Annotated in this window: 20 protein-coding genes; 3 read left to right on the top strand and 17 right to left on the bottom strand. The window is 68.2% G+C overall.

The window, feature by feature from the left end; translation table 11 throughout:
- Positions 1-186 precede the first annotated feature (186 nt).
- The 3 genes from E5S69_RS16110 to E5S69_RS16100 form a co-directional block, all read right to left on the bottom strand.
- The gene (locus tag E5S69_RS16110) at positions 187-2,001 is read right to left on the bottom strand and encodes a serine aminopeptidase domain-containing protein (RefSeq protein ID WP_171515636.1); all 1,815 of its coding nucleotides are present in this window, start codon (positions 1,999-2,001) and stop codon (positions 187-189) included.
- Positions 2,002-2,096: 95 nt separating this feature from the next.
- Entirely contained in the window at positions 2,097-4,436 is a 2,340-nt protein-coding gene (locus tag E5S69_RS16105) for a polysaccharide biosynthesis tyrosine autokinase (protein ID WP_171515665.1), read from the bottom strand.
- A 114-nt stretch (positions 4,437-4,550) separates the two neighbouring features.
- On the bottom strand, positions 4,551-6,125 hold the full coding sequence (locus E5S69_RS16100; RefSeq protein ID WP_423766642.1) for a mannose-1-phosphate guanylyltransferase/mannose-6-phosphate isomerase: 1,575 nt from the start codon (positions 6,123-6,125) through the stop codon (positions 4,551-4,553).
- A 356-nt stretch (positions 6,126-6,481) separates the two neighbouring features.
- Between E5S69_RS16100 and E5S69_RS16095 the strand changes: the two genes are divergently transcribed.
- Positions 6,482-7,540, top strand: a complete 1,059-nt coding sequence (locus E5S69_RS16095; protein ID WP_171515635.1) for a DUF1839 family protein — start codon at positions 6,482-6,484, stop codon at positions 7,538-7,540.
- A gap of 82 nt (positions 7,541-7,622) precedes the next feature.
- On the opposite strand, the gene E5S69_RS16090 is transcribed toward E5S69_RS16095, so the two are convergent.
- The 11 genes from E5S69_RS16090 to E5S69_RS16040 all read right to left on the bottom strand — a co-directional run bounded on the left by E5S69_RS16090 (position 7,623) and on the right by E5S69_RS16040 (position 19,668).
- The gene (locus E5S69_RS16090; protein ID WP_012354880.1) at positions 7,623-8,345 is read right to left on the bottom strand and encodes a Crp/Fnr family transcriptional regulator; all 723 of its coding nucleotides are present in this window, start codon (positions 8,343-8,345) and stop codon (positions 7,623-7,625) included.
- 444 nt (positions 8,346-8,789) lie between these two features.
- A complete protein-coding gene (locus E5S69_RS16085) occupies positions 8,790-11,354 on the bottom strand; it encodes a glycoside hydrolase family 2 protein (RefSeq protein ID WP_171515663.1) in 2,565 nt (854 codons plus the stop codon).
- Between the two features lie 56 nt (positions 11,355-11,410).
- Complete coding sequence (locus tag E5S69_RS16080; RefSeq protein ID WP_171515634.1) at positions 11,411-12,391, bottom strand: DUF1839 family protein; 981 nt, start codon at positions 12,389-12,391, stop codon at positions 11,411-11,413.
- Positions 12,392-13,393, bottom strand: coding sequence for an amino acid--[acyl-carrier-protein] ligase (locus E5S69_RS16075; protein ID WP_171515633.1), 1,002 nt, complete (start codon positions 13,391-13,393; stop codon positions 12,392-12,394).
- A 10-nt stretch (positions 13,394-13,403) separates the two neighbouring features.
- Positions 13,404-14,609 (bottom strand): acyl-CoA dehydrogenase family protein, encoded by a 1,206-nt coding sequence (locus tag E5S69_RS16070; protein WP_171515632.1) that lies wholly within the window; start codon positions 14,607-14,609, stop codon positions 13,404-13,406.
- Positions 14,606-14,857: an acyl carrier protein gene (locus E5S69_RS16065; RefSeq protein WP_171515631.1), complete on the bottom strand. Its 252-nt coding sequence runs from the start codon at positions 14,855-14,857 to the stop codon at positions 14,606-14,608. Before E5S69_RS16065 ends, E5S69_RS16070 begins: the two co-directional genes overlap by 4 nt.
- A gap of 108 nt (positions 14,858-14,965) precedes the next feature.
- A complete protein-coding gene (locus E5S69_RS16060; RefSeq protein WP_171515630.1) occupies positions 14,966-16,369 on the bottom strand; it encodes an undecaprenyl-phosphate glucose phosphotransferase in 1,404 nt (467 codons plus the stop codon).
- Positions 16,370-16,485: 116 nt separating this feature from the next.
- A complete protein-coding gene (locus E5S69_RS16055; protein ID WP_236901357.1) occupies positions 16,486-17,262 on the bottom strand; it encodes a phosphatase PAP2 family protein in 777 nt (258 codons plus the stop codon).
- Positions 17,263-17,614: 352 nt separating this feature from the next.
- A complete protein-coding gene (locus E5S69_RS16050; RefSeq protein ID WP_171515629.1) occupies positions 17,615-17,929 on the bottom strand; it encodes a hypothetical protein in 315 nt (104 codons plus the stop codon).
- A 95-nt stretch (positions 17,930-18,024) separates the two neighbouring features.
- The gene (locus E5S69_RS16045) at positions 18,025-18,570 is read right to left on the bottom strand and encodes a response regulator transcription factor (protein WP_171515628.1); all 546 of its coding nucleotides are present in this window, start codon (positions 18,568-18,570) and stop codon (positions 18,025-18,027) included.
- Positions 18,571-18,825: 255 nt separating this feature from the next.
- Positions 18,826-19,668, bottom strand: coding sequence for a response regulator transcription factor (locus E5S69_RS16040; RefSeq protein WP_171515627.1), 843 nt, complete (start codon positions 19,666-19,668; stop codon positions 18,826-18,828).
- Positions 19,669-20,189: 521 nt separating this feature from the next.
- On the opposite strand from E5S69_RS16040, the gene E5S69_RS16035 reads away from it, so the two are divergent.
- A complete protein-coding gene (locus tag E5S69_RS16035; RefSeq protein ID WP_171515626.1) occupies positions 20,190-21,785 on the top strand; it encodes a phage integrase family protein in 1,596 nt (531 codons plus the stop codon).
- 98 nt (positions 21,786-21,883) lie between these two features.
- Here the strand turns inward: E5S69_RS16035 and E5S69_RS16030 are convergent, their stop codons facing one another.
- On the bottom strand, positions 21,884-22,900 hold the full coding sequence (locus E5S69_RS16030; RefSeq protein WP_171515625.1) for a ParB/RepB/Spo0J family partition protein: 1,017 nt from the start codon (positions 22,898-22,900) through the stop codon (positions 21,884-21,886).
- A gap of 2 nt (positions 22,901-22,902) precedes the next feature.
- Positions 22,903-23,562: an AAA family ATPase gene (locus tag E5S69_RS16025; protein WP_171515624.1), complete on the bottom strand. Its 660-nt coding sequence runs from the start codon at positions 23,560-23,562 to the stop codon at positions 22,903-22,905.
- 377 nt (positions 23,563-23,939) lie between these two features.
- Here E5S69_RS16025 and E5S69_RS16020 point away from each other — a divergent pair, with 377 nt between their 5' ends.
- Positions 23,940-24,143, top strand: a complete 204-nt coding sequence (locus E5S69_RS16020; RefSeq protein ID WP_006159056.1) for a cold-shock protein — start codon at positions 23,940-23,942, stop codon at positions 24,141-24,143.
- A gap of 114 nt (positions 24,144-24,257) precedes the next feature.
- Here E5S69_RS16020 and E5S69_RS16015 read toward each other — a convergent pair whose 3' ends face one another.
- Positions 24,258-25,349, bottom strand: coding sequence for a replication protein RepA (locus E5S69_RS16015; RefSeq protein WP_171515623.1), 1,092 nt, complete (start codon positions 25,347-25,349; stop codon positions 24,258-24,260).
- Between the last annotated feature and the right edge of the window lie 841 nt (positions 25,350-26,190).

The following is a 26,190-nucleotide window of genomic DNA, read 5'->3' as shown; positions in this document are numbered from 1 at the left end:
CGCAGGGCAGTAAACGCGCTTTTTGGTTACTTTTTGTCGCTCGGACAAAAAGTGACCCGCCCAGCAGGGCGGAACCAGGCGGTTCAAAAGCCGACAGCATGTCACCAACACCACCCCTCCCAAAAAACCCTAACACTCGTCTGCGACACCGCCAAATCAGCCTCGCCCACCAATCCCAACAAACCATCAACACACCTTCGCACCCTGCGGCAACCCCTCCCCCACCGCCTCCATCGCAGCCAATGTCCCCACCACATGCCTGACCACCTGGTCACAAAAAATCTGCCTCGCCTCCGTCAGAAACAACGCATGATCCATACACCCATGCCGATGCACAGTGATATGCGTGAACGCCGCCAGCGCTTCCAGATCTCTGCCAAAACGGAGCTGAGCCTCATCGAGCCCCACGTCCTCCGCCCCATACAGCATGTCCGTCCGCACCCCACGCTCATTCAGGCTGCGCATCGCCGCCCGCGCGTAAGCCGTGGCTGACGCCAAATCTTCGCCACCGCGCAGCCGCGTCAAGCGGAACGCGACGCGCTCGGTGGCGTGCCGGTACGCATGGCGCGCCATGGCCGCGGCAAGCGCGCCGATCCGCACCTGCCCCTGCAACACCCGTTGCCAGTTGCCGCCACGGCGCGCGGCCGAGAGCCAGCCTTGCCACGATCTCGCCCCCTTGCCCGCGCTGCGGGCATCAGCGCGGTCCCAGCGGAATTTCACCAGGTTGGCCAGCACCAGGCCGTCCACGCCGGGGTTGGCCAATGCGGCGTGCAGGCTCAGGAAAGCGCCGGAGCACACGCCGGCCAGCACGATGCCGCGGAAACCGCGCGCGCGCATCCAGTCGACCGCGGCGCTCACGTCCGCGCGCGGCGCGGGGGAGTAGATTTCGGGAATGCTCATGCTGCGTGGCGCGCGCGGGCTGTCGCCCAGCGCCGCCACGTCCAGCCGCAGCGCGGCCACGCCCAGCCTTGCCAGCCGGCGCGACAGCGTGACGAACATGCGGCCATCGCCGACATGGTGATTGCCGCCGGTATTCGGGAAGATCACCGCGACCGGCGCTGGTGCCGCATCGCTCGGCATGCACAGGACGCCGAACTGGCGCCGTGCGTCGAGCCAGACCGACTCTTCGACCACGCCGTCGACGGCCACGCGCAGGGACGCCGCACGCGACGCGCCAGGCATGGTCCAACGTGCCGCCGGTAGCGCGGCCGGCATCCGCGCCAGCCACTGCACCAGTTGCCGCCAGGCCTGTGCCGGCACCCCGGCAAACTCGGCCGATTGCATCATCTCGGCGTATTCGGGGAATGCGGCCGCCTCGACCTGCACGCCGCCTTCCGTGTAGCGCTGCGCCAGCGCGCCGGTCGCGGAAGGGGTACCGGGCCACGGGTCAAGCAGCAGCACGCGCGGCGCGGGACAGGAGGTGCCGCGGTCCAGGCGCAGCGCCTCGAGTTCGCGCACGGTGTCGGCAGTGAAGCGGTAGGCCAGCACATCGAGCGCGCCGGCCGGCGCCGGTTGCGGGGTTTCGGTCGGCCCGACGCTGTTGAGCCAGTTCAGATGCAGCGCACGCAGTTCGCGCAGGTAGGCGCGGCCATTGACCACCGGCGCGATCAGCACCAGCCCGGCCACGCCACCCTCCCATGCCGGGTGTGAGCGCATCGCCTCGGCGGCCTGCACCGCGAGGCTTGCGCCGGCGCGCAGCCCGCACAGTACGATGCGCTCCACCCCGGTCAGGGCGCGCAGCTGCGCGGCCGCGGCGACAATGCTCGAGGCGGCGCGCCCGAGGAAGTGTGCCGCCTCGCAGGCACCGGCCGAGTCGCCGGTGCACGGATAGTCGAAACGCAGCACCGGCATGCCGGCCGCGGCGAGATCGTCGGCCAGATGCCGCCATGCCCGGTGCGACCACATCGCCTCGTGGCCCAGCGGCGCGCACAGGACCACCCCCGTTGTGCCTGGTGCCTCGTGCAGCCAGCCGGCACAGCCTTCGAACATCAGGCGCCTCATGTCGCCTCCTGGCAAGTGGATGGTCTGCCGCCGAGCCGGTGGAACAGACCCACCCATCCACGCAGAAACGGGTACGCTCCCCGCTTCTGCGCCTCTTATTCTTTCTTCTCTTCGCGGTGCAGCGCCTGCCCGATCCGGCGCGAGATCGGCGCGGTCGCCGGCATGCCGAGGTAAGGGTTGACGCTGTCGAACTCGGCGCGGTTGCTGCGCTTGGCGATCACACAGTTGAGAATGCCGCCCAGCAGGCGCGCATCGGCCCGCTGCAGGCGCTTGAGTGTTTCATCGACCTGGCCGGGCAGGGTAGCGTCCGCACGCAGCACCACCAGGGTCGAACCCGCCAGGTTCGCGACCAGGCTGGCATCGGCCACCGCCAGCACCGGCGGGGTGTCGATCAGCACCAGGTCGAAGCGGGCAGCGCACTGCCGCAGCGCTTCGGCCATGCCCGGGCGCATCAGCAGTTCCGATGGGTTCGGCGGCGGCAAGCCCGCCGGCAGGATCGACAGCCCGTTCACGACCGTGGGCCGCACCGCGGCGGACAGCGGCACCTGCCCGCTCAGCAGCTCGGCCAGGCCGGATTCGGCGGGCTGGTCGAACCAGCTGGCCACCCGGCCGCGGCGCAGGTCGGCGTCGATCAGCAGCACGCGCTGCCCGGCTTCGGCGAACAGCACGGCCAGGTTCACCGACGCAAAGGTCTTGCCCGCCCCGGGCGCGGGGCTGGTGACGGCGATGACATGGTCTGGCGCGCTGCGCAGGGCAAAATGCACCGCGGCGCGGATATTGCGCAGCCCTTCGACCGCCAGCGAATGCGGCGCGTTGCGCGCCAGCAGGAACTGGTCGTGCAAGCCCAGCCGCAGCAACCGGTCGGCACTGTCATGCTCCAGCGCCGACACATCGATCACCGCGCTCGACGGCTGCGGCCGTTCCAGGCGCGCCGACGGCGGCACGGCATAGCCCGCGGCCACGCCCAGCAGGGCCTTGGCCGACACCATGCGCTCGAGCGTGGCCTGCTCGCGGCTGAAGGCAATGTCGCCCAGCATGGTGATGCCAAGCTTGTCCTCGGCGTCATTGGCGCTGGCCACGGTGGGCCGCACGCGCTGGCGCAGCGTCAGTGCCCCGGCTGCCAGCAACATGCCCAGCATGCCGCCGCCCGCGGCCGGCGTCCACGGCCCCATGCCGACCGGCACGGTGGGCGTGAGCGCGTTGTCGACGATGCGCACCTGTCCGGTGCGGTCGAGCTGCGCCAGCGACAGCTGCTCGACCTTGTTGCGCAGGGTCATGTACATGTCTTCGGCCACCTTGACGTCGCGCGTCAGTGCCACCGACTCGCGTTCGGACGCCGACAGGTTCTGCATGCGCGCGTCCATCTCCTGGCGCTCGCGCGTGAGCTGCTGGATCTGGCTGTCGACCGTGCGGACCTCGTTGGCTTCGGTGGTAAAGCGCTGCAGCAGCTTGGTCCGCTCCAGGCGCAGCAGTGCGATCTGGCGCTGGTATTCCATGCTGCCGTTCAGGTAGGACTGCACGTCCTGGCTCGGCGCCAGCGAGCCCGAGCGCGAGCGGTAGCGCGTCAGCGCGCTCTCGGCGCGCTCCAGCTCGGCCTTCACGCGCGGCAGTTCGCCGGACAGGAAAGCCAGCGTCGCGGCGGTGTCGTCCTGGCGCTGCTCGGCCTGGCCCTTGATATAGGAATCGGCAATGCCGTTGACCAGCGCGGCCGCGGTGGCGGGGTCGCGGTTCTGCCAGCTGATGCGCAGCGTGGTGGCGTCGCTCGATTCGCCCTCCACGCGCAACTCGCGCGTGACGGCATCGACGGTCAGCGTCAGGTCGCGCCGCGTCACAAGGAAGCGCGTACCCGGCCGGGCCTCGATCCGCCCCACCAGCATCGAGATGCCACCGGCCTCGGCCAGCTGGCCCGCGCGGCCCTCGACCTGCGCCTGCGGTCCGCTCAGCCGGAAGCCGTTGTCGGGCAGGATCTCCAGCGTCAACGGCACGTTGAGCAGGCGCGCCGGCACGTTGAGGCGCTCCACCGCCACCCGCTCGCCGCCCCACGCATAGCCTAGCTCGGCCGGCCACGGGCCGCGCAGCTTGCCGGGCTCGGCGAAGTGGTTGGCCAGGCTGCCCAGCAGCGGCGCGCGCAGCGGCTGGACTTCGATATCCAGGTGCAGGCGCTCGACCACCGGCCCGACCACGGCGCGGCTCTTCAGCATGCCCAGGTCCAGCTGCGGCGTGGCCGCGCGGCCGGCCCCGTCGCGCGTCTGCAGCTGCACCAGCGACTTGGCGCGATACAGGTCAGGCGTGGATAGCCACCCCAGCCAGGCAATGGCGGCGCCGGTCAGCCCGGCGGCAAGGATCCAGCCGGCGTGGTCCAGCAACAAGCGCGCGTTCGCGCCGCTGCGCGGCGACACCTGGTCGGGTACCGGTACGGCTCCGGCAAATGACATTCTGCTCACGACATCTCTCCCGCCAAACGCTGCCTCTCGCTGATCACGCGGCAACCGGTGCGTGCCCGCCGCGCCTGCCGGCGCGCACGGCGCAACACACTGGCCGCCGACCCCTTATTTGCGCCCGTAGTTGTCTTCGAACCTCACGATGTCGTCTTCGCCCAGGTAAGCGCCCGACTGCACCTCGATGATCTCCAGCGGCGTCTTGCCCGGGTTCTCCAGCCGGTGCAGGGTGCCGATGGGGATATAGGTCGACTGGTTTTCCGAAAGAATGCTGATGTTGTCGCCGCAGGTCACGCGCGCGGTACCGCGCACCACCACCCAGTGCTCGGCGCGGTGGTAGTGCATCTGCAGCGACAGGCTGGCGCCGGGCTCGACCACGATGCGCTTGACCTGGAAGCGGTCGCCGCGATCGATCGAGTCATAGCAGCCCCAGGGCCGGCGCACCTTGCGATGGTTCACCACTTCATTGCCATGCTCGGAGCGGATCCGCTGCACGATGTTCTTCACGTCCTGCACGTGGGCCTTGTCCACCACCAGCACCGCATCGGCGGTTTCCACCACCACGACGTCCTGCACCCCGACGCACGCGATCAGGCGGCCTTCGGAATGCGCCAGGCACGAGCTGGCACCGTCGAACAGCACCCGTCCGCGCCCGGCGTTGCCGCTGGCGTCCTTCGGCGCGATATCCCAGATCGCCGCCCATGAGCCCACGTCGGACCAGCCCGCATCCAGCGGCACCAGCATGCCGGCGATATCCGGCAAGGTCTCGAGCTTCTCCATCACCGCGTAGTCGATCGAGTCGGACGGGCAGGCGTGGAACGCCTCCTTGCCCAGGCACAGCACTTCGCCGGCGCAGGCGGCTGGTTCGCTGGCCGCATAGGCGGCGCGGCATTGCCGAGCCATCTCGGGCTGCAACTCGGCCACCGCGCGCAGCCACACCGAGGCCCGCACCACGAAGATGCCGCTGTTCCACCAGAACTCGCCGGACTCGACATAGTGCTTGGCCAGCTCCAGATGCGGCTTCTCGACGAAGCGGTCCAGCATGAAGGCGCCATGGTCCGCACCGCCCGCCGCGCGGATGTAGCCGAAGCCAGTTTCCGGCGCCACCGGCTTCACGCCCAGCGTGACGATGGCACCGAGGTCCGCATGCTGGATCGCCGTGGCGATGGCCTCCCGGAAGGACGCGACATCGGCCACGCTGTGGTCGGCCGGCGTCACCACCAGCACCGCATCGCCGCCCTCGCCCGCAGCGGCCAGCGCATGCAGCGCGGCCACCGTCAGCGCCGGCGCGGTATTGCGCCCGCACGGCTCGGACAGCACGCGCGCCGGCTTGCCGGCGCGCTTCATCATGTCGGTGATCATGAAGCGGTGCTCTTCACCGCAGACCACGATCTGCGCCGCCTCCATGCCGTCCGGCCGGCCCGCCAGCGCGGCCACGCCGGCGAGGCGGTTGGCCGTGGCTTCCAGCAGCGTGTCTTCGGCAATCAGGTTCAGCAGCTGCTTGGGGAACTGCTCGCGCGACAGCGGCCACAGGCGCGTACCGGCGCCGCCGGCAAGGATCACGGGTTGCACCACCGGCACCGCGGCGCAATGCGCCGCCCGGTCGCCCAGGCCCTGCAGGGCAGCATGGATTTCGCCGTTGACCGGCGGCGGCGTCTGGTTCTCTTCCCGGGTCCGAATTCGCATCATGCCTCCTGGCGTGTCGGCTGTTCAAAGCGTCCCGCGCGTTGCGCCCGGCCCTGCGCAGCCACTGCGGCAGCATCGCAGAAACGGGTACGCCCGGCAGCGGTCCCTGACCGCCATGACGGGGATGCCAGCCAGTCTAGGCAGGCGCCCTGGCGCAATCTGTTCGATTCCGCACACGCCACTTGGGCCGCCGGGGCAGGTCGCGAACATGCGCGCCGCGGCGGCGTGCGATCGCGCGCGCTCTGTTGGAGAACGCACCGATAGCGGCGGCCGCCGGCGTTGCAATACAGTGGGCCGTGCAGGGGCGCCGCTTGCCATCGCGGCCCGGCGGCATGCGCGTACGGCGGAGAAACGACATGGAGCAGGCGGTGGCAACTACGGCAGCAACCACGGCAACCACGGCCCCCGACCGCGGCGGCTACCACTACACGCGCCAGTCGCCGTGCCGCGTGGCCCGGCCGGTGCAGCGCTGGCTGCACGATGAAGCCTCGATCTGGCAGGAGACCAACTGCTACATGGACCTGTGGATCGAGCTGCTGTATGGCTGGGAGCTCGACCCGCGCGCGGCGCTGGCCTTCACCGTGGCGCAGGACTACGAGGGCGACCATTTCACCTTCTTCAAGTATCCGCAGGCGGACATCGAGCTGCTGTACGGCACGGTGGTGCAGGAGATGGCGGTCTACGACACGCTGCAGGCCCACCTGGTCGAACAGGTCGGGCGCGGCCATACCGTGCTGGTCGAGATGGATAGCTACTACCTGCCCGACACTCGCACCACCGCCTACCGCCAGGCGCATGTGAAGACCACCGTCGCAATCGACCGGATCGACCCCGCTGCGCAGCGGCTGTCCTACTATCACAGCCTGGGCTACCACACCGCCGAGGGCGAGGACTACCGCGGCCTGCTGCGCCTGACGCCCGAGCTGCGCGACGGCAACATCCTGTTTCCGTACGCCGAATGCGCCAAGCGCGTGCGTGCGCCGCTGCACGGCGCGGCTGCGGCCGATGCCGCCGCGGCGCTGATGCGCCACCACCTGGGCCGCCGCCCCGCGCTGAACCCGGTCACGCGCTGGCGCGCCGACTTCGACGAACACGTCGCGGTGATCCTGGCGCGCGGCGATGCCTACTTCCATCACTACGGCTTCAACCTGCCGCGCCAGCTGGGGGCGAACTTCGAGATGCTGCATCACTGCCTCGCTTGGTTCGGCGAGCATGGTTACGATGTGCCCGCGCACGTCGCGCAGGCGGCCAACCGCATGGCCTCGGAAAGCAAGGTGCTGCAGTTCCGCCTGGCCCGGGCCATGGCGCGCGGCCGTCCGGACCGCTGCGCCGAGTGCCTGGACACAATGGAGTGCGCTTATGAAACCGTCGTCGCCGGCCTGCTGTCGGCGTTTGGCGCGGCCGAGCCTGCGTAGCGGGCAGACGCCTGACGCCAACGGCAAGCGCCGCCAGCTCCGCGGGCGCACGGTCCCTGCCGTGCCGCGCGCCCGTGGCGCTTCAGGCGTGGGCCAGTGCGGGCAACAGGCGGTCGTACTCGCGCTTGACCAGCTTGTAGCATTCGCAGGAGTGCTTCTCGAGCCCGCAATGATCGAGGATGGTGATATGGCCGCGGCTGTGGTGGATCAGCCCGAGGTTTTCCAGCTTGCCGGCCGCTTCGGTAACGCCTTCGCGGCGCACGCCCAGCATGTTGGCGATGACCTGCTGGGTGATCACCAGTTCGTTGGAGTTCATGCGGTCGCGCGCCAGCAGCAGCCAGCGGCACAGTTGCTTGTTCAGCGAATGGTGGCGGTTGCATGCCGCGGTCTGCGCGATCTGCGTCAGCACCGCCTGCACATACAGCAGCGTGACCCGCTGCAGGGTCGGCAGGTAGGACAGCTCGGCACGCAGGGCGCGCGCGGGAATGCGATAGGCGAAGCCCGGGCTGCGCACTTCGACGCGGCTGGGCATGGTATCGCCACCCGTCACGACCGGAATGCCGACCAGGCCTTCATTGCCGACCGCGGCAAACTCGACCGTGGCGCCGTCTTCGAGCAGCGACAGCAGCGACACCACCGAGGTGGTCGGGAAGTACACATGCACGATGCGCTGGCTGGTGTCGGTCAGCAGTTCGCCGGCACGTAGCCGGACCAGTTCAAAGTGGCGCGACAGCGTCTCCCATTCCTGCCGCGGCAAGGCATTGAGCAGATGATTGACATGCAGGTCCGACCGTTGCGTGATCATGCTGATTCTCCCCGTTGACCCGGGACCGGCACTGGGCCGCCGCTCGCGCACTGGCTGCGTGGTGCAAAGCCCGGCTGTACCGCTCCACCCGTGACTGATGCTTACCGACTTGTTGACACCGCACATGACTGACTGATGACGGGCCGCAAGCCGCTTTCCGTCCCGACGCGCAAGCCCTGCGGTGTGCGATGTGCCTGCCTCGTCTGTTGACTGTATTAAGTGCCATGGCGCACAGAAGCGACAGTAGGCAGACGGCTGGTACTCGTTCATCCTTTGGTTGGTTGGTAGCAGGCCGGCGCGGCGTCCAGGCGTGGCGGCGAATGCAAGTAACCGGCCGGCAGCGGGCCGGTGGCGAGCGCGCATGACGCGCTGCCAGGCCAGGCATGGCAAGGAGGAGCCCGGCTGCCGGCGTCGGACTGGCGCGTCCTGCAGGCCTGGTATGCCCTATAGGCCCTGCGCGTCGTAGCTGGCAGGCCGGGCGGCGTTGATGGCGTAGATCTCCCCCGAAGGGATGGCGCCGGACGCCGCACCAGGTCCGCCCTCATGCATCAGGCGGATGCGCCGCGTTTCCCCTGGTCCCAGGTGGAACCAGTCGTGGTCCGGCACGAACACGTGATCTTCGATATGCACCCAGCGCGCAAAGCGGCGCGTGCCCACGTGCAGCCACCACTGGCCCTCCACGCATTCGACGCTGCCATGCAGCTCGGGCGGCGCCAGCGCCCCGGCGCTGCGGTCAGGCAGATAGACCGCCTGGCTCAGCGGCGCACCGCCACTGTCGTCATCAGCATGCAGCGTGGCCAGCACCACGTCGTGGGCGGGCGGCCCGAAGCGGTAGGCGTAGGTGAAGTCGAAGAAGTGGTCGAGCATCGCCGCCGCGGCGATCCGGCAGCACTCGCGCGGCCGCAGCGCCAGCACCTGCCGCGCCTGCGCCGCCACCACCTCGCCGTCGCGCAGGCAGCGCAGCGTCAGCTGCACCGTGCGCGCCTGCGCGGTTTCATTGATGACATGCACATGCAGGCCATTCAGGCCCTCGTCGGTCAGCAGCACCTGCAGCGGCTGCCACACCGCGCGCAGCGCATGCCACGGCGACTTGGGGCGCCCGCACGCATCGACGATGCCCCAGCCGGCGCCGGGCAACAGGTCCTGCAACTGCCACACCAGCCCGCCCGCGCAGGTGGAACCCACGCGGCGCCATTCGCTGAAGACCTCGGTCATGATCTCGGCCACCACCGCGCGCGACAGCGCCAGGTAGCGCGCCGGGCGTTCGTAGCGCAGCTGCGGCGGATCGACCTGGTACAGCTTGCGCAAGTAGAAGTCGCGGATATCCTCGAAGTCCCACGTCGCGCCGGCATCGCGCGGCACCCGCGCCTTCCAGCGCGGATCGTGCAGCGGCTGGGTCAGGCCATGCTGGTTCAGCGTGCGCGCGCAGGGCACGTTGGCAAAGGCCAGGCACTCGGAAGTAAAGCGCACGTTGGCCAGCCGCGCGTCCGTCAGCGGACGCTGGTAGGCGCCCACGCCGTAGTAATGGGTGATGCCGGTATCGGGCTGGAACGGCCACGCGCCTTCGCTGGGCGAGTTGCGCACATAGACCACGTCGGCACGGTGCCTGGCCACCAGGCCGGGGATCAGCGCGTCGAACAGCGGCTGGCGCCAGTCGCCACGCGGCGCGCCCAGCATGGCCGCCTGCTGCTCGGCTTCGCTGCCGCCGCACAGCACGGCGATGGCCGGATGCGCGCCCGTGGACAGCAGCCACTGCCCGACTTCGCGCGCGGCATCGTCCATCAGGCCACACGCGGCTTGCGGGTCTGCGCCATAGTCAAAATTGGCGAACATGAAGTCCTGCCACACCATCAGGCCCAATGCGTCGCAGCAGCGATAGAAGGCCTCGCCGGGGTAGCAGGTGACGCCGCTGACCCGCACCATGTTCATGCCTGCGTCGCGCGCCAGCTGCAGCCAGCGGGCCACGGCCTCGTCGCTGTCGGCCAGCCCGGGCAGGTCATGGCTGGACACGCAGGCACCGCGGCAGAAGATGCGCTCGCCGTTGATGCGCAGCGCAAAGGCGCCGGGCTCCCCCTCGCGGTCTTCTTCCACGGTGCGAAAGCCCACCCGCGCGCAATGCAGCGCCTGCGCGCCGAGGCGGGCCTCGACGCGGTACAGCACGGGGTCGCCATGCGTATGCGGCCACCAGCGGCGCGCTTGCGGCACGCGCAGCGTACCGGCCAGCACCTGCGCGGAAACGCGCGCCAGCTGGCCCCAGATTTCGCTGTCGCCATCCGCTGCCAGCCAGCGCGCCTGCGCCGGCGCCGGTCCGGGGAAGTGCAGGGTCAGCGCGATGATGCCGTCGGTGCCGTCCAGCTGCGTGCTGACCTCGGCGCGCACGCCGTGCAGCGGATCGGCGCTGGCCGGATCGAGCAACTCGATGCTGCGCCAGGGCCCGACCGCATGGACCGGCGGACACCAGCCCGGCATGTGGCCCAGCAGCGTGGTGCGGACCGCGCGCAGCGTGGGCGGCACGATCATGCGCGGCTTCCAGCGGACCGGGCCGCGCTGCCTGCGCAACCACGGATGCAATGCGCGGAAGCACAGGTGCAGCGTGTTGTCGCCCGCCAGCTGCACCGCGACCTGGTGGGCGGCAAACATATGGCGCGTGGTCAGCACCAGCACGCCGTTGAGCCACACCTCGGCCAGCGTCGCCAGGCCATTGCAGCGCAGCGTGCGCGCCCCGCTGCCGACAAAGCGCACGCGGTACCAGTGGTCATGCCGGTGCAGCGGCGGCGGCGCGCTGTCGTCCCAGCGGCCCGCCGCGCGCATGGCCGCCGCCACCGTGCCGGGCACGGGCGCGGGCAGCCACGCCGCATCGGGCGCAAGATCAGCCGGCGCCTGCGCCGCGTCCGGCAGCGTTTCCAGCCAGCGCCATTCGCCGGCTAGCGCGCCGGGGCCGACCGCCACGCCGGGCGCGATCGCCAGCGCAGTGGGGTCCGACGTGACAGGGGTCGTGGCCGTGGTCATGGCGGAGGTCGTGGGCGCGCCCTGGCCTTGCGCCAGTGGCGCCACGTCGCGCGCCCTCATGCGACGCTCGCGCCCAGGTGCGTGGCCAGGGCGGGTACCGTGCCCTGGTAGGCCTGCTCGAGCTGGTCCAGGCAGTCGTGGCATGGATCGGACTTGCGGCTGATCACCGCGCGCATCAACCGGAACTGCATCACCATGGCTTCGGAGGCCATGGTGTAGCAGGCCTCGCCGATGCAATCGGGCATCGCGTGCCCGTGCAGCACCAGCCAGCGCAGATAGCGTCCGAGCAGTTCGAAGTTGACACCCAGCTGGCGCAGCACGCTGGCCGCATAGACCTGGAAGTTGGGCTCGCCACGCACCATCAGTTGCTCGAGATGGCCCGGGAACGCCATGCGGAACACGCTGATCGGGTTGTGCTGCGGACGGCGCGACAGGTGATGACGCAGCAGCTCCAGCGACGTCCGCATCAGCGCGGCATCGGTCTGCGCGGCAAAGCGCCGCCGCGCCACCGACGCATGCGGAAACGCCGCCACCTCGCCGTAACCCACGGTTGCTGGGCGGAAGATGGCGGCATAGTCGTCACCGCTGGCGGTGTGGTAGCCGTCGCCGTGGAAGTAGCCCACGGCGGCCGCCTCGGGCACCAGCACGTCAATGCCGATGCACGAGCGCATATGCTGGCGGCGATACGTGCCGGCCGGCTGCGGCAGTTGATAGCTGTCGACTTCCAGCAGCACCACGTTGCCGCGCGCGGTTTGGGTGGCAACATGCGCCTCGAGCCGGTCGTACATCGACAGCTCGTGCGTGACGATGCCATACAGGCGTTCAAGGTCGTTGGCCGGGAACGCCGAGAGCGTGAACTGGTCGCCCTCGAAGTCCTGCGCCACGGTGAACGGCAGTGCGGCGATGGGCTCGAGATCCCACCCTTGCAGCAGCTCGACCCACAGGTCGATCTGCTGGTTCGCATGGGACCAGACCGGATTGCCGCCATGCCAGGTGGAGCGACCTGCGCGAACCCTGGCTCTGCCGTCGCCGTACATTTACCCCCCCCACAGCGTGTCGCGCACGGTTTGGGGCCAGCGTGCCGGATCCAGTCCGTGGTGGCGCAGCAGCGCCAGCGCCATGCGCTCGACGCCGATGCCGACGCAGCCCGTGTGCGCGACGGCGCCGTCCGCGCCGCGCAGCTGCCACATGTTGCCGAAGTGGTCCATGTGGTAGTTGAAGCTCATGCACGCCGTGGGCGGCGCGCCGTCGTTGATCGGAATCAGCAGCTCGAACTTGAGCCTGAGCTCGCGCTGGCTTTCGGCCACGAGCTTGCCGCCGCGCCCGAAGAACGGATCGTTGGCGACGTCGATTTCCACCGGCAGCTGCAGCGCCTCGCCCAGGTCCGGCACGCGCGCAAGCCACTGCTCGCGGAACGCCGCGATGCGCTGCTGGGTTCCCAGGCAGACATACTCGCGCTGGCGAAACAGCTGCAGGCGGGTCGGCTCCAGCGAAGACTCGTGGCGGAAGCAGTACGACAGCACGTCGACCACCTTGCCGCCCTCGGGCAGCGGGCCGCGCCGCGCGATCACGGGGTAGACCGGATAGCACGCGGCCGGAGTCAGCACCACGCCGGTCGGCTGCTGCTGGTCAGTCCAGTCTTCCTTGTCCTGCAGGCGTGCCAGCAGGCGGCGATGGCCTTTGTCGTCGCCGCAGAAGCTGTGGATGGTGCCGGCCAGTTGCGGAAAACTCTTCAGGTAGCCGCTGGTCTCGAAGTCGGCCTGCCCCATGGCCGGCGGGAAATGCAGCGTTTCGGCGCCCAGGTCGTGCCCCAGTCGCGTCATGAAGGCGTTCATGCCTTCGCAGATCGATTCGAAGGTGGTATTGCGGCCATAGAGGCCGGGCACGCCGGTCGGAATCATCAGGCCCTCGGCCACCAGCTGCTCGAGGAACGTGGGGCCGGATGCGCCCGGCGCCGGCTTGCCGCGCAGCGCTGCGGCGTCGGTCTCGGCCGGGGCGCCGCCCAGGGCGCCGGCGTCGGTCAGGGGATGGACGTCCATGCGATCTCCCTCAGGAACGGTCGGCCAGCAACAGATTGGCCGTGTTGGTCAGGATGCGATCGTTGTTGATCATCAGCGGCGCCGACCACAGATCGCGCAAGTGGCGGCCCAGGCTGAACGGCGTGCCGTGCTTGTAGCCCGCCATGCCGCACACCAGCATGGCCTGTTGCACCGCCTCAAGCGCCAGCGAGGACACCGCGGTCTTGAGCCCGTTCATGCCCGCGGCCAATGCGAATGCGGTGGACACCGAGGGCTCGGCATGGCGCTGGCGCTGCTGTTCCAGCGCCAGTTCCAGCCGCCCTTCGATCAGTTGCAGCAGGCTGACCGCTTCGGCCACGCGCGCCGCCGACGGCGGCAGCGAGCCGGGACGCGCCCGTGCCTGGCCCTGGAAGAAAGTCTTGGCGCGCGCCACCGCATCGCTGCAGATGCCGAGCCACAGGGCACTCCACAGGATGTGCGATACCGGCGTCATGGTGGCGTCGGCAATTTCGCCGAACGACACCGGCAGCACCTGCGCCAGCTCGCCCGCGGCTTCGAGGCGGAAGCCATTGCTGCAGGTGCCGCGCATGCCCAGCGTGTCCCACGTGTTCAGGCTTTGCAGCGTGTAGTCCGGCTTCAGCGCGCACACCAGGACCTGGTCCGATGGCGCGGCGTCGGCATGGCGGCGCGCCGTGATCAGGATGCCGTCAGCATGCGCGCCGTAGGAAATGGTCGGCGCCATCTTGAGCAGGTGAAAGCGCTCGCCCTCGACGTTGAGCGCACAGCCGCTGCTGCGCAGCGCGCCGCCAATGGCCTCCTCTGAGGTAGCCGAAGCCAGCAGCAGCTGCTCGGCGGCAATGCGTGCCAGCAGGTCCTGGTGCCAGGGGCTGCCGGTGCCGTGTTCGATTACGCAGGCCACCTGGATCTGGTGCATGGCGTAGATCATGCCGGTTGACGCGCACGCCGCGCCGAGCACCCGACAGATTGCCGCCACCGTGGCCAGCGAGGCGCCGGCGCCGCCCTGCGCGGCGGGCACCATGGCGCCGATCAGGCCATGCTGGCGCAGGCTGTCGCAGGCTTCCTGCGGGAAGCGCGCGTCGCGGTCGACCGCGTCGGCGTGCGCCTGCGCGACCGCGGCAGCGGCCTGGGCGGCGGCGAGCAGCGCTTCGCCGCTCGCCCGCACGACGTCCGGTTCCGCGCTGGAATGGGCCAGTGCCACCCTGGCTACGGGGGTCATGCTGCCTCCTGTTGCTGCCGGATCTGCTCGACCGCGGCGGCCAGGGAATCGACGCTGCGGAACAGCTGGCGCGTCAGCATCTGGTCCGGGATCTCGATATCGAAAGCGTTCTCGAGCGCGAGCATCACGTGCACGGTGGCCAGCGACGACAAGCCGGCGGCATACAGGTCATCGCTGTCTGCCAGGTCGGCGAGCGGTACATCGAGCCGGGCCACTTCGCTCAGGATGCCGCGGATGGTTGCTTTCATGGAACACCTCCCGTTTTTATGTGTGCGGCCTATTGCACGCTTAACAAGCTGCGGCTTCGGTACGTTTGCGCACTAACCCATGCGCTCCCCGGGCCCGCCGCGGCCGGCTCAATACGCACTGGCGCCGGTCCAGCCGTGCAGCGCGGTGCGCAGGATGATCTGCAGGTCGAGCTGGAACGACCAGTGCTGGATGTAGTAGATGTCGAACTCGATACGCCGGCGCATTTTTTCGACGGTGTCGGTTTGGCCGCGCAGGCCATTGATCTGGGCCCAGCCGGTGATGCCCGGCTTGACCCGGTGCCGCAGCATGTAGCGGTCGATCAGCTCCTTGTAGAGCTCGTTGTGCTCCATCGCATGGGGGCGCGGGCCCACCACCGACATCTCGCCGCGCAGCACGTTGAAGAACTGGGGCAACTCGTCCAGGCTGGTGCGGCGCAGGAAGGCGCCGACCCGGGTCACGCGCGCATCGCCGCGTACCGCCTGTGTCACGCCCACATCGGCATGCAGGCGCATGGTGCGGAACTTGAAGACCTCGAACGGGTGCCCGTCCATGCCCAGCCGGCGCTGGCGGAACAGCACCGGCCCCGGCGACGACAGCTTCACCAGTGCCGCCACCACCAGCAGCAGTGGAGCCATCCCGATCAGCGCCGCCAGCGCGAAGGCGCGGTCGAAGCTGGCCTTGAGCAACCCGGTGATGCCCGACACCGGCGGGCTGTTCAGGTCGATCACGGGCAGGCCCAGGAACTCGCTGAAGCGGTGGCCCAGCAGTTCCACCGACATCACGTCGGGGATCCAGCGAATGTCGATCAGCTCATTGCGGAACTGCCGCACCACGTCGTACAGGTCGCGGCAAGCCACCATCGGCAGGGTCAGCCAGATTTCCCTGACGGCCTGGCTGCGCACGAACAGGTTGACCTCGTCCATGGTGCGCAGCGAGACCACGCCATGCGGCACCGCGATCGGCTCCTCATGGTAGATGCCGACCACGCGGTAGCCCGCGGCGCGGATCTGGTCCACGCGCAGGTACATCTCGCGGCCCAGCGGCCCGTAGCCAAAGATCACCACGCGCTTGGCGTTGATGCCCTGTTCGCGCACGTTGCCCAGCATGCGGAACATGACGGCGCGCACACCCCCCAGCGCAAGCAGGCTGGAACCGAACCAGGCCAGCGACCAGACCCGCGACACCGCGGCAATCTGGTGCATCAGGAACGCCGTCATCAGCCCGACGATAAACACCGTGGCCCACGCCGCGAGCAGGCGCAGCACCAGCGCCGCGCGGCTGCGGCCGCGCCACGATTCGTAGATGCCGAAAGCGGGAAACACCGCCAGCACGCCCACCGAACACAGCGCGGCAAGGAAGCCGTGGACCGGCGCGGCGCCGCGGATGCCCTCCGGAAAGTACAGCGCACCGATCATCACCGCGCAGGTGCCGACCAGCACCGCGTCGGCCAGCCGGTACAACAGGTGCAGCGCCGTGTGGCGCTCTGCCGCAAAGGTCGAACTGGATGCCATGGCTGCCCACCGCGAGTGCAATGCTCGATGGAGCGATGGTTGCCGAGGCGCCCGCCAGTGTCTGTTGGCGGGCGCACACAGCCCGTGGCGGGAAAATCAGTCCGGCGCGCCCGCGCTCAGCATGACCCGGGGCGCACGAAGGCGTGGAGGTTGGCGTGCCCCGCCGCGCGCCCGCGCATGGCCCATTCGCCGCGCTGGAAGGTGCGGTCGCGGCCGGACAGCAGCATGGCAAGCTGCTGGATCAGCTCGTGCGAGGCGCCCACGGTGCCGGTCATCGGCATCACCAGGGCCGTGGCCAGCACCAGGCTGGCCAGCACCATCGCCAGCGGCCCGTGCGGCGTGGTACGCCGCAGGATGAACGGCAGGCTCACGCACAGCCCTACCGCCAGGCCGCCCCCCACTTCCGACACCGAGTGCGCGTGCAGCGCCAGCCGCGACACCCCCACCAGCAATGCCAGGCCTACGCCCGCGCTCGCCGCGATCCAGCCCACGCGCCGCCACGCCGCCGGCACCGCCAGGTAAAGCAGCACCGGCAGCACTGACGCCGCCATCATCGCGTGGCCGGAGAAGCCGGTGAAGTTCAGCGCCGCGCTGCCAATGCCCCAGCCCAGGAACGCGAGCTTGGACGCCAGCACCAGCAGCGCTGCCGCGGCGAACGCCAGCACCCAGTGGCGCGCGCTGCCAGGCGCGCCGCGCCAGTACAGCCACAGTGACAGGAACACGGCGCAAGGCAGCAGGTACGCGGATTCGCCGAACAGGGAAATGAGATGCCAGTGGCTCATGGGCGTGCGCAAGGGGTAGGCGTCAGGGTCTGGTGGCGCAGCGTACCACCACGCCGCGCGCGGCGGCATCGCCCGCTTGGGCGGATCGTCCGGCGCGGCACGCGCGCGCATCGCGGGCCCTACCCGCGCCGGTCAGGGTGCAGACAGGTTGAGAGTGCATGACGGCATTGGCCTTCTGGTGGATAGAGAGTCTTTGCGCAATTCGATATGTTCAATCGGGATCGCTGCCCATGCATCACCGGGCAGCGTTTTCAAAGCCCGCATGGTCCCCCGGTCGGCGGGCTTCTTTTTTTGCCGGCGCGCATGCGGCGCCGAAACGGCGGCCAGGGGGTGCCACCATGCGACCCGCGCGGTACGGCCTGCACGGCATCGCCCACGCGGTGCGGTCCACACAAACGCACAGCGGCACCGGGCGCTCGCGCCGGGTGCCGCTGCTGCACAACCGCTGCGCGTGCCTGCAGGTTCAGGTCACCAGTGAGGGCGGCACACGGTGCCGATGCTGCGCGATGATCAGCGCCTTGATGCTCTCCACGCGCAGCAAGGCTTCGCGCTCGCCGGCGGCCTGCGCGGCATCGGCGGCGGCCAGCTCGCAATCGAACTGGCGCCCATGCAGTTCTCCCCGGTACAGCAGCGGCTCATCGCTGCCGGTGGCGCCACCCGCGCCGCAACCTTCCTCACGATGGGCGGCGAGCCTGATCTCGAAGCAGCACGCCCACTTTCCCCGGCCCTCGCGCACCGCAAAGCCGCGCACGACGAGGAACTCCAGTCCTGCCTCCATACGACCCCCTTCTCCCCGGGACGGCCAGCCTGCGAATGAGGGCCAGCTTCTGCCTCCGGGCGAATCAAGCATAGGCCACCAGCAACGTTGCGCCCTCATCCGGTGGTTGTAGGACGGGTCGCACAAAGGAGGGAGGGAGGAGACGCCCGAGCCCCGCCCAAGGACAGCGCCATGCGCGGAAAACACTGGCCGCCGGCCCACACCAGCGCGGTGGCCGCGCACACCAGGTCCACCGCCGCGGGCAACGCCAGGCAACCGCTCGCGCCGAGCAAGGCGGCATGCAAGACCAGCGCGGGATCGAGACGATCCGACAACACCAGCCAGCGCCGCGGCGCCAGGCACGCGTGCAGTTGGTCCAGCCATGCGCGGGGGTCGCCGTCCAGGCCGCTGCAATCGATCACGGCAAGATCCGCGGGATCCGGCGCCTGCGGCGCGCCGGCGTGCGCAGCCGTCTGGCCCGGGGCGCGCTGAGGGTCCTGGGTAGCGGTCCGCGCCGGCGCAGCGCTTGCCGGGGCATGCGCTGATGCCTGCAGCCATTGCAGCGTGCGGCAGGTGATCGGCTTCGGCAAGTCCAGCGCGTGCAGGCGCCGTGCGAGGACACGGCACATCATTTCATTGCTGGCGATCAGGTAGGTCGGCATTGACTCGGTCCGGCGGCAACCCGGGCGGCCATGGCGGTGGCCGTGCGGTCGGGTCCGGGCTGCGGTGCGGCCCGGCGGGGAAGGCATCGCGCCAGCGCCGACCCGCCGGCGTCGGTCTGTGCAGGTGCCTTCCCTGAGAAGGTAGCAAGCCGCTGCCACCCTTGCCTCATGCTTTTGGCGGAGCGCCGGGCGGCAGAAGGATGAGGCGCCGCCCGCCATGGTGCCGGCGCCCGTCCGGTTGCCAAGGCAGCCAGCTCAGGCCGCCTGGCCCACCGGCGCGGGCGCTCGCGTCGACGGCGCAGCCGGATCCGGTCCCGCCCAGTTGAGCGTGGCGCCCTTTTGCAGGGCCACGTAGACCGCTTCGCCCTTGTTGCGCACATGCAGGCGCTGATACAGCGTACAGGCATGCGTCTTGGCCGTGGCGATCGAGATGTTCAGCATGCGGCTGACGGTCTTGATCGGATAGCCCCGCGCCAGCAATGCCAGCACTTCATACTGGCGCTCGGTGATGTTCAGCAGGTGCGCGCCGGCCGATGGCGTTTCGTACGCCGTGGCGTGCGCGGCGAACTGGCGTTGCGCCACCGGCGTCGCGCGGTCGTGTCCGGCATCGTCCACCGCAGGGCGCAGCGCCACCACCCGGGCATCGCCCGGGACCGCCGCCGGACGCGGCGCGTCGGCGTCCGTGCCGGCGTGCCGGCCTGGCATCGGCTGGCTCCACGCCGGGAAGCACTCGCCGCCGGCCAGCACCAGCCGCACCGCCGCATCCAGCGCGTCCGCGCTGCAGTGTTTCGGCACGCAGCCGCGCACCGGCTCGGGCAATCCGCCCTCGGGGAGCGCCGGCATCGCCTGCTCGCTGAGGACCAGTACCCGTTGCGGTCGTAGCTGCTGACACACCTGCTTGAGCATGGACCAGCCGCTGGCCTGGTCGGCCGGCAGTCCGTAGACCATCAGGTCGGCATTATTGAGCCAAAGGTCGGAATCGATGGGCGCCAGCGGATCGATGTCCAGCAGGTCGCCTTCGAGGTGTGCTTGGGCCAGCAGATGGCGCAGACCCAGGCGCAGGAGGGGGTGAGGCTCGATCAAGAGGATGGTGGCCATGGCCGCTCTCTTATTATTGCGGCAAGCACGGACCCCGCGACAATCCGTACTTGCTTGTCGGACGTGCCCCGCTATCCTGCGGTTGCACCTCCATACGATCCGCCAGTGCTCCGGGGGCGCCGTGCAGCCTTCCCGTCTGGCTGCAGGTCGTCCTCATCCTGGAGATACCGGATCGCCCCGGTTTGCGTGTGAAACGCTTGTGTTGCAAGAGCCTTAGATTCGGCTGAAGTCTGATCTAAGTATTTATAACTCCTGAGCTGCAGCATATGAAACACGCCCGGCGAATGCAAGGTCATGGTGCGCTGCAGCGGGTAATCCCCAACCGGCGCGCTGCGGCGCCGCTCGCCCGGTCTTATGCCGATTGGTTCGAGCATATGGCTGGAATCACGGCTGAGGGACTGTGCATGCCGCGCCATGTCGCATAAAATTATCGGCATTGCATTTTGCTATGCATTTCGGGTCGGATGATTTCTGCCTTGGGCTGGGTGCCTTATAAATCAATAAGTTAGCGATACTGCGCAATGATTCCTGCCATCCCCGCAGTCAGCCTTACCCGCAGCGAGTTCGCCGCCGTACGCGCCTATGTCCAAGGCATGCCTGCCACCATGGTGGTCCCCCGCTATCTGGCGGATGACGCCGATGACGACGACGCAGGGGCGGAGTCGGCGCTGCGGATCCTGCTGGGCTTGCGTGATCGCATGGTTCAACTGGCGCATCTGCACGGGCGCGCCGACCTGGCCGACCTGCTGCTGGCCGGCCCCGGGCGCTCGAACCGGGGGATGGATCGCCGGGTGGATGCGCTCGGTGAACTGGAACGGCTTGGCACGGCGGCTCCCCAGGCCCAGCACAGCGTGGAACTGTGGTTTGCCCCCGCACTGGCGCGGCGCCTGCGCAATGCCGGAATTGTGAGTCTTGAGGCTCTTTTAGGCCTGGCCAACCTGCGTGGTACGGCGTGGTGGCGAGCGGTGCCGCGCATTGGTGCCCTCGCCGGCGCCGCCATCAACCGCTGGCTCGGCGAGCATCGCGCGGTCTTCAAGGGCGTGGATGGCGCACCGCTGCTGCACGCGCACGTCGGCAACCGTGCGCCGCTGCAACCGATGGCGCTGAGTCCGGCGCTGCGCCAGCCATTGCCGCTCGAGTGGCTGAGAGAGGCGCCGGCCACCAGTGCAGGCGACGCCTGCCCGTACAGCCAGGGCGTGACGGTGGTCAAGGCATGGTTGCGCGACGCTGCAGGCCATGCCAGCACTTTTGCCGCGTATCGCAAGGAGGCCGAGCGGTTGTTGCTGTGGGCCGCGCTTGAGCGCGGCAAGGGGCTGTTGCAACTGGGCCTGGACGATCACCAGGCCTACCTGGCTTTCCTGGCCAGCCCCGAACCCGCCAGCCGCTGGTGCGGGCCGCGCGCGCCGCGGCACCAGGCCGCGTGGCGGCCACTGACCGGCCCGCTGAGCCCGGCCAGCCAGCGTCACAGCCAGCGCGTGCTGGCTGCCTTGTTCCGGTGGCTGCACGATAACGGCTATGTTTGTGCGGCACGCTGGCCCGCGCAGACCGGGACGGAACTGGCAGCGAACCCCGAAGCGGTGGCGGCTGCGCTGCCCGCCCGCGCTCCGCTGCCGGACGACAGTGTTGTCGCCTTGCTGTCATGGCTGGCGGCGCGGGCCGAAGCCAGCCATGGACAGCGCTACCGCGCCGCGCACGCCGCCATCCTGCTGTTGCGCGAGCAACGGCTCAGCCTGGATCAGCTGGCATCGGCGACGTTGCGATCGCTGTCCCCAGTTGGGCCCGCAGACGCCAAGGCTGTCGAACCCGGCAACGTGGGCCATGATGTAGACGCGTCCCGCCCATCAAGAAGACTTGCGCCAGCGACACGGGTTGCGCTGGCGCGCCACTGGCAGGACCGCCAGCTGCAATGGGATGGGCCCGGCATGGAGGACGCCTGCCTGATCGGTCCGGCGGCGGCGCCGCCCACAGGGCGCGCCTGCCGCAAGCGCGCGGCACAGCCTTTGGGGGGCTATTCGGTGCGCGGCCTGCACGCCTTGCTTGCCAGTACGCTGGCGCGCTACCGCAAGTGCTGTGATCCGGCATTCCCGGCGCGTTCGCCGCGCGATCTGATGGCCTGAAAACAAGGAGGGCAGTGTCGCCACTGCCCCCGCATAGTCGCGCGCCCCGCCTGTCAGTTCGGCGTCCGCGTCACCGCGGAGCCAGGCGGGCGCCCGTTTCAGAGCAAGGTCTTGTCGAGTCCAAAGCGCGACTTCAGCGCTTCAACCAGCGCCTCGCGCGCGCTGCGGTCGGTCAGTTGCACGTCCAGCATCACGCGTCCGGAATCCCATTCCTTGATGGTGCCCAGCAACTGGCCGCTGTCGGTCCGGATCTTGTATTGCCGGCTGATCTCCTTGACCTTGCGCGCCTTGCCTTCCTGCGCCTGCTTGCGAATCGCCTCGACTTCGCGGCTGGACAGCCCGTCGTGGATGATCCGCGCCGCCAGTTCGCGGGTCCGCTCTTCGCCCACCAGCTTGAAGTACAGCGTCAGTTCGTAGCCGGCGGCAATCCCGATCGCGCTCGGGCGTTCGAGCATCACGCCCAGCACCGACTCCGGCAGGCGCAGCAACGCCAGGGTCTTGTTCACCGTGCCGGCGGAGATGCCGGTCAGTTCGCAGATTTCCTCTTCCTTCTGGACCTTGCCTTCGTCAAGCAGCTGGCGCCAGGCAATGGCATTGTCGAGGGCGGACTGGTCCGAGCGCTGCTCGTTCAGCATGAACGACAAGCGGTAGAAATCCAGGTCGCTCAGGTCGTCCTCGACAAAACATTCCATTTCAAGCTTGCCGGCGGATGCCAGGGCTCGCTTGCGGTAATGGCCGTCGATCAGGATGTAATGGCCCGGGCGCGCCGGGTCAGCCGCGGCCAGGCCAGGCGTCTTCTGGCCGTGCGTGGCGATCGAAGCGGCGCGTTCCTGCACCACCGCGGGGTCGTAGATGCGGCGTGCATTCAGCGGGTTGTCATGTAGCTGCGCCAGCGGAATCCGGATCAGTTGCCGGCCCGCGGCAACGTCGTCGAGACTTTCAGCGCTGAAACCGGGGGACGATTCGACCGCCCCCCTGCCCTGCAGCAGGCCGTTCGGATGCTGGGAAATGGCGGCTTCCGCCCGCGCGAAGCGGTCCATCGTATCGTTGCGGCTCTTCTCGGCCGCCATGCCGGCGAGCATGCCAGCCTTCAGGCTTTTCAATTTGGTAGCCATGCCTATTGCTCAATCAAAGACAACACTTCATCGACCATCATGTCGACTTCCTGCACCGCCTCGCGCGCGCCGGCCACGCCATGCACGGTGCAGCCAATCGCCTGGCATTCGCGGAACGCCGAACGCGACCCGATCATTGAATTCAACAGCGGGACCTCGCCATCGTCGCCAAGGATCTCAATCGCCTGGCGCGCAATCGACACGCGACGCTGGACCATATTGGCCATGACCCGGATCAGCAGCGATTCGTTCTGGACCTGGGCGTGCTGGGCAAGCGTTTTGGCGGCCACTGCCGCCCACAGGTCCGGGGGCGAAGGCACCACGGGAATGATGGCGAGGTCGGAGATCAGCAACGCACTGGATGGCGCCGCCGAATGAACTGCCGGCGGGCAATCCACCACGATGTAGTCATAATCCTGGACAAATTTGCGGACCTCGCGATGCATGGCGCCGCCGGATGGGGCGAGGCCGATCACCGAGGCTGGGAACGGCCGCTCATCGCTGGCCTGGGCCGCCCAACGGGTAGCGGTGCCTTGTTCGTCCATGTCGACCAGCATCGATCGCGCACCCCGCAGGCCCAGCGTGCCGGCAAGGTGCATGCTCACCGTGGTCTTGCCGCAACCCCCTTTCTGGTTAAAGACCGTAATGATTTTGGCTGCCACACGACCTCTCTTTCAGCGCTGAAAGCGCAGTTTGATTCTTAAGGCGCAACTGTAGCCAAAACCAGGTGACGCATCAACCGTTTTCCAATTTAACAAAATTTGTGTTTCAACCGCCAGGAGGCCGAACTGGTGGTTCGACGCCCGAAAACACACAAGAAGGAAAAATTGCTTGAAAAGGAGGCCGGAATGTGCCTAAAGTATCTGTAGTGCGCATTACGCCGCACATGACACCGTAATCCAAAGTGGTTATGATGCGCGCTACAGTCGAGTCAAGTCGTGTCACCTCGTCGGCTTCCGTTCGGTATCTACGAGAACTCAACGTGCTTGAACGGTTGTTTGCGTTGTGTACAAGAACTTGCTTCGAAAAGGAAATTCCTATGGCAACCGGTACGGTCAAGTGGTTCAACGAGACCAAGGGCTTTGGCTTTATTACCCCGGACGACGGTGGTGCAGACCTGTTCGCGCACTTCTCGGAAATCCAGGGCTCGGGCTTCAAGACCCTGAAGGACGGGCAGCGCGTGACGTTTGAAGTCAAGCAAGGCCCGAAGGGCCTGCAGGCTTCGGCCATCAAGCCCGCCTGATCCAGCCTCGGCTGACCCCTCGCCCGCCGCGATGCATGCGCGACGGGCAACAAAAAAGGCAAGCGTTTCACGCTTGCCTTTTTTGCATCCAGGCCTGTCCGCCCGCGGCGCGGTTCAGCCCAGCTTGCGCACGCTGGTGCGCGACGGCTGCAGGATCAGCGCCTTGGACGAATCCGCGTCCACCTTGGCGCCGGGGTAGACCACCAGCACGTCCTTCAGGGCCTTGCGGAACAGCGCGCGGAACTTGCGCTCACTTTCGGTTTCCGTGCCGAACTGCATCTGCAGCGCTTCCCAGGGGATCTCGGTACGGCGCTGAATCGTGAAGAACCGGTAAGTCAACCACGAGTACACGTCAAGCGCGAACGGCGACTGCTTCAAGGCCTTCAGCGCGCGCATGTCCACCGGCACCGGCCGATTGACCAGCTCGTTGAAGAAAGGCTCGGACAGTACCACGAAGCTCTCGAACATCGAGCCCTGGCCCGGCTGCATCGGATCCCACCACGTCGACAGCTGATCGGCCAGCAGGTAGCCCACGCGATCGATCGACAGCGGCTCGTGGTTCGGATTCTGGTTCTGGCTTGGCGTCGACTTGTTCTGCACGATCGCGATGGTCGCCGAGAACAGGCGGATCATCTGCTGGCGTACCAGCGTCATGGTGCCGCGCTTGCCCCCGGTGGCCATCGGGATGCCGAGGTTGTACATGAACTCGGACAGCGAGTTGCCGAGCGAGATACGTCGGTCTTCCACCGTGCCGGTGAACTCGCCGCGCTTTTTCTTCGCCATGATCTCCTTGCCGATCCAGGCCAGCATCAGGCGCGGATAGGAGCCGTACGGGTACCCCAGCGACACCGTCTCCGAAACCAGCTTCTGGCGGCCGTTGGTGGCGCGTTCGGAGCGTTGCTGCGTGAAATAGCCAGGCTGGATCATCAGCGAAATATTGCCGCTGGTGCGGGTCCAGACGGGCGGAGCGCCCTTGGGCGCGCGATATGGCAGCGTGACCTGGACGCTGGCGCGGCTGAGGAAGCCGACCTCGCCGCTTTGCCAGGCGTCTTCGCGCTCCATGGCCTGCGCTTCGTCGAACAGGCGCTGGAATTTCTCGGACGGGACCAGGTTGTTCTCGTTGCCGGGAACAATGATGCGGGAGGGTTCGGCGTCCAGGTCGAGGACGCTTCCCCCCGTGGTGGCCGGGGAGCGTTTGATGGGCATAGTGGCTGGCTTCGGATTACCCGCCTTTGTACTCGAAGCCGCAAAGCTTGTCACGCAGAAACAGGTACATATGCGACGGCATTGCTCGCGGGGTTCTTGCTAGCCGGGAGGATCCAATGGCTGGTCGCATGGTGGCGGACGGTGGGCAACCCGGCAGGGTTGTCCACGGTTCGCCAGCCATCAGCTACCAGTAAACGATACCGATACGGGTTAACTACTTGTAAACCGTATACGTGAAGTCGAGCCCGTTGATTCATAAGGGAAAATGAGCGCCCGGCGAACCCGATTCTGCGGCGATCCGTACCCGATTCAGCGAAGGGGCGAACCCGTATCTGCGACCAACCGAACCTGTATCTGCGGCCGCTGCGAACCGGATTCTGCGGGGATAAGTCGCGTGGCCCACAGGCTTCTCCACAGGCGGGAGCCCGCAAAGCGTACCCGATTCTGCGAGATAGTCGCCTGCCTGGCGGATTGAGCCGCCACTGTCGCCCAAAACCGGTGGATAACTGCGCCGCCGCGGGCTTATCCACGCAGAAACAAGTTCGCGCTCCAGTGCCCGGCTGGTCCCCTAAGGCGCGCTGCGTACCCGTTTCTGCGAAAACGCCCGCCGAAGCGTACCCGATTCTGCGTTGGCCTCAGATCTGCCGCGCCTGGCCGCTTTCGCGTACCTGTTTCTGCGGCGTACCCATTTCTGCGAACGAGCCATGCCAGCGTGGATCGCCCGAGCCGTACCCATTTCTGCGGGCTCGGCCGGCGATGCTGCGACGCCGCCCGTACCCGTTTCTGCGTCAGGAATTTCCTAAACCACTACGGTACTTTGACCAAGTTTCCATTATACAGG

The sequence above is a fragment of the Cupriavidus necator genome, from assembly GCF_013141915.1.
Taxonomy (GTDB): Bacteria; Pseudomonadota; Gammaproteobacteria; order Burkholderiales; family Burkholderiaceae; genus Cupriavidus; species Cupriavidus necator_B.
This window is presented reverse-complemented; position numbering and strand designations above follow the sequence as displayed.

Coding starts and splice junctions, on each gene's coding strand:
- E5S69_RS16040 (WP_171515627.1), bottom strand. CDS start 19,668: ATGGCCACCATCCTCTTGATCGAGCCTCACCCCCTCCTGCGCCTGGGT.
- E5S69_RS16060 (WP_171515630.1), bottom strand. CDS start 16,369: ATGGCATCCAGTTCGACCTTTGCGGCAGAGCGCCACACGGCGCTGCAC.
- E5S69_RS16050 (WP_171515629.1), bottom strand. CDS start 17,929: ATGGAGGCAGGACTGGAGTTCCTCGTCGTGCGCGGCTTTGCGGTGCGC.
- E5S69_RS16100 (WP_423766642.1), bottom strand. CDS start 6,125: ATGCGAATTCGGACCCGGGAAGAGAACCAGACGCCGCCGCCGGTCAAC.
- E5S69_RS16105 (WP_171515665.1), bottom strand. CDS start 4,436: ATGTCATTTGCCGGAGCCGTACCGGTACCCGACCAGGTGTCGCCGCGC.
- E5S69_RS16065 (WP_171515631.1), bottom strand. CDS start 14,857: ATGAAAGCAACCATCCGCGGCATCCTGAGCGAAGTGGCCCGGCTCGAT.
- E5S69_RS16070 (WP_171515632.1), bottom strand. CDS start 14,609: ATGACCCCCGTAGCCAGGGTGGCACTGGCCCATTCCAGCGCGGAACCG.
- E5S69_RS16045 (WP_171515628.1), bottom strand. CDS start 18,570: ATGCCGACCTACCTGATCGCCAGCAATGAAATGATGTGCCGTGTCCTC.
- E5S69_RS16020 (WP_006159056.1), top strand. CDS start 23,940: ATGGCAACCGGTACGGTCAAGTGGTTCAACGAGACCAAGGGCTTTGGC.
- E5S69_RS16035 (WP_171515626.1), top strand. CDS start 20,190: ATGATTCCTGCCATCCCCGCAGTCAGCCTTACCCGCAGCGAGTTCGCC.
- E5S69_RS16075 (WP_171515633.1), bottom strand. CDS start 13,393: ATGGACGTCCATCCCCTGACCGACGCCGGCGCCCTGGGCGGCGCCCCG.
- E5S69_RS16090 (WP_012354880.1), bottom strand. CDS start 8,345: ATGATCACGCAACGGTCGGACCTGCATGTCAATCATCTGCTCAATGCC.
- E5S69_RS16080 (WP_171515634.1), bottom strand. CDS start 12,391: ATGTACGGCGACGGCAGAGCCAGGGTTCGCGCAGGTCGCTCCACCTGG.
- E5S69_RS16055 (WP_236901357.1), bottom strand. CDS start 17,262: ATGCGCGCGCGTGCCGCGCCGGACGATCCGCCCAAGCGGGCGATGCCG.
- E5S69_RS16085 (WP_171515663.1), bottom strand. CDS start 11,354: ATGACCACGGCCACGACCCCTGTCACGTCGGACCCCACTGCGCTGGCG.
- E5S69_RS16030 (WP_171515625.1), bottom strand. CDS start 22,900: ATGGCTACCAAATTGAAAAGCCTGAAGGCTGGCATGCTCGCCGGCATG.
- E5S69_RS16095 (WP_171515635.1), top strand. CDS start 6,482: ATGGAGCAGGCGGTGGCAACTACGGCAGCAACCACGGCAACCACGGCC.
- E5S69_RS16110 (WP_171515636.1), bottom strand. CDS start 2,001: ATGAGGCGCCTGATGTTCGAAGGCTGTGCCGGCTGGCTGCACGAGGCA.
- E5S69_RS16015 (WP_171515623.1), bottom strand. CDS start 25,349: ATGCCCATCAAACGCTCCCCGGCCACCACGGGGGGAAGCGTCCTCGAC.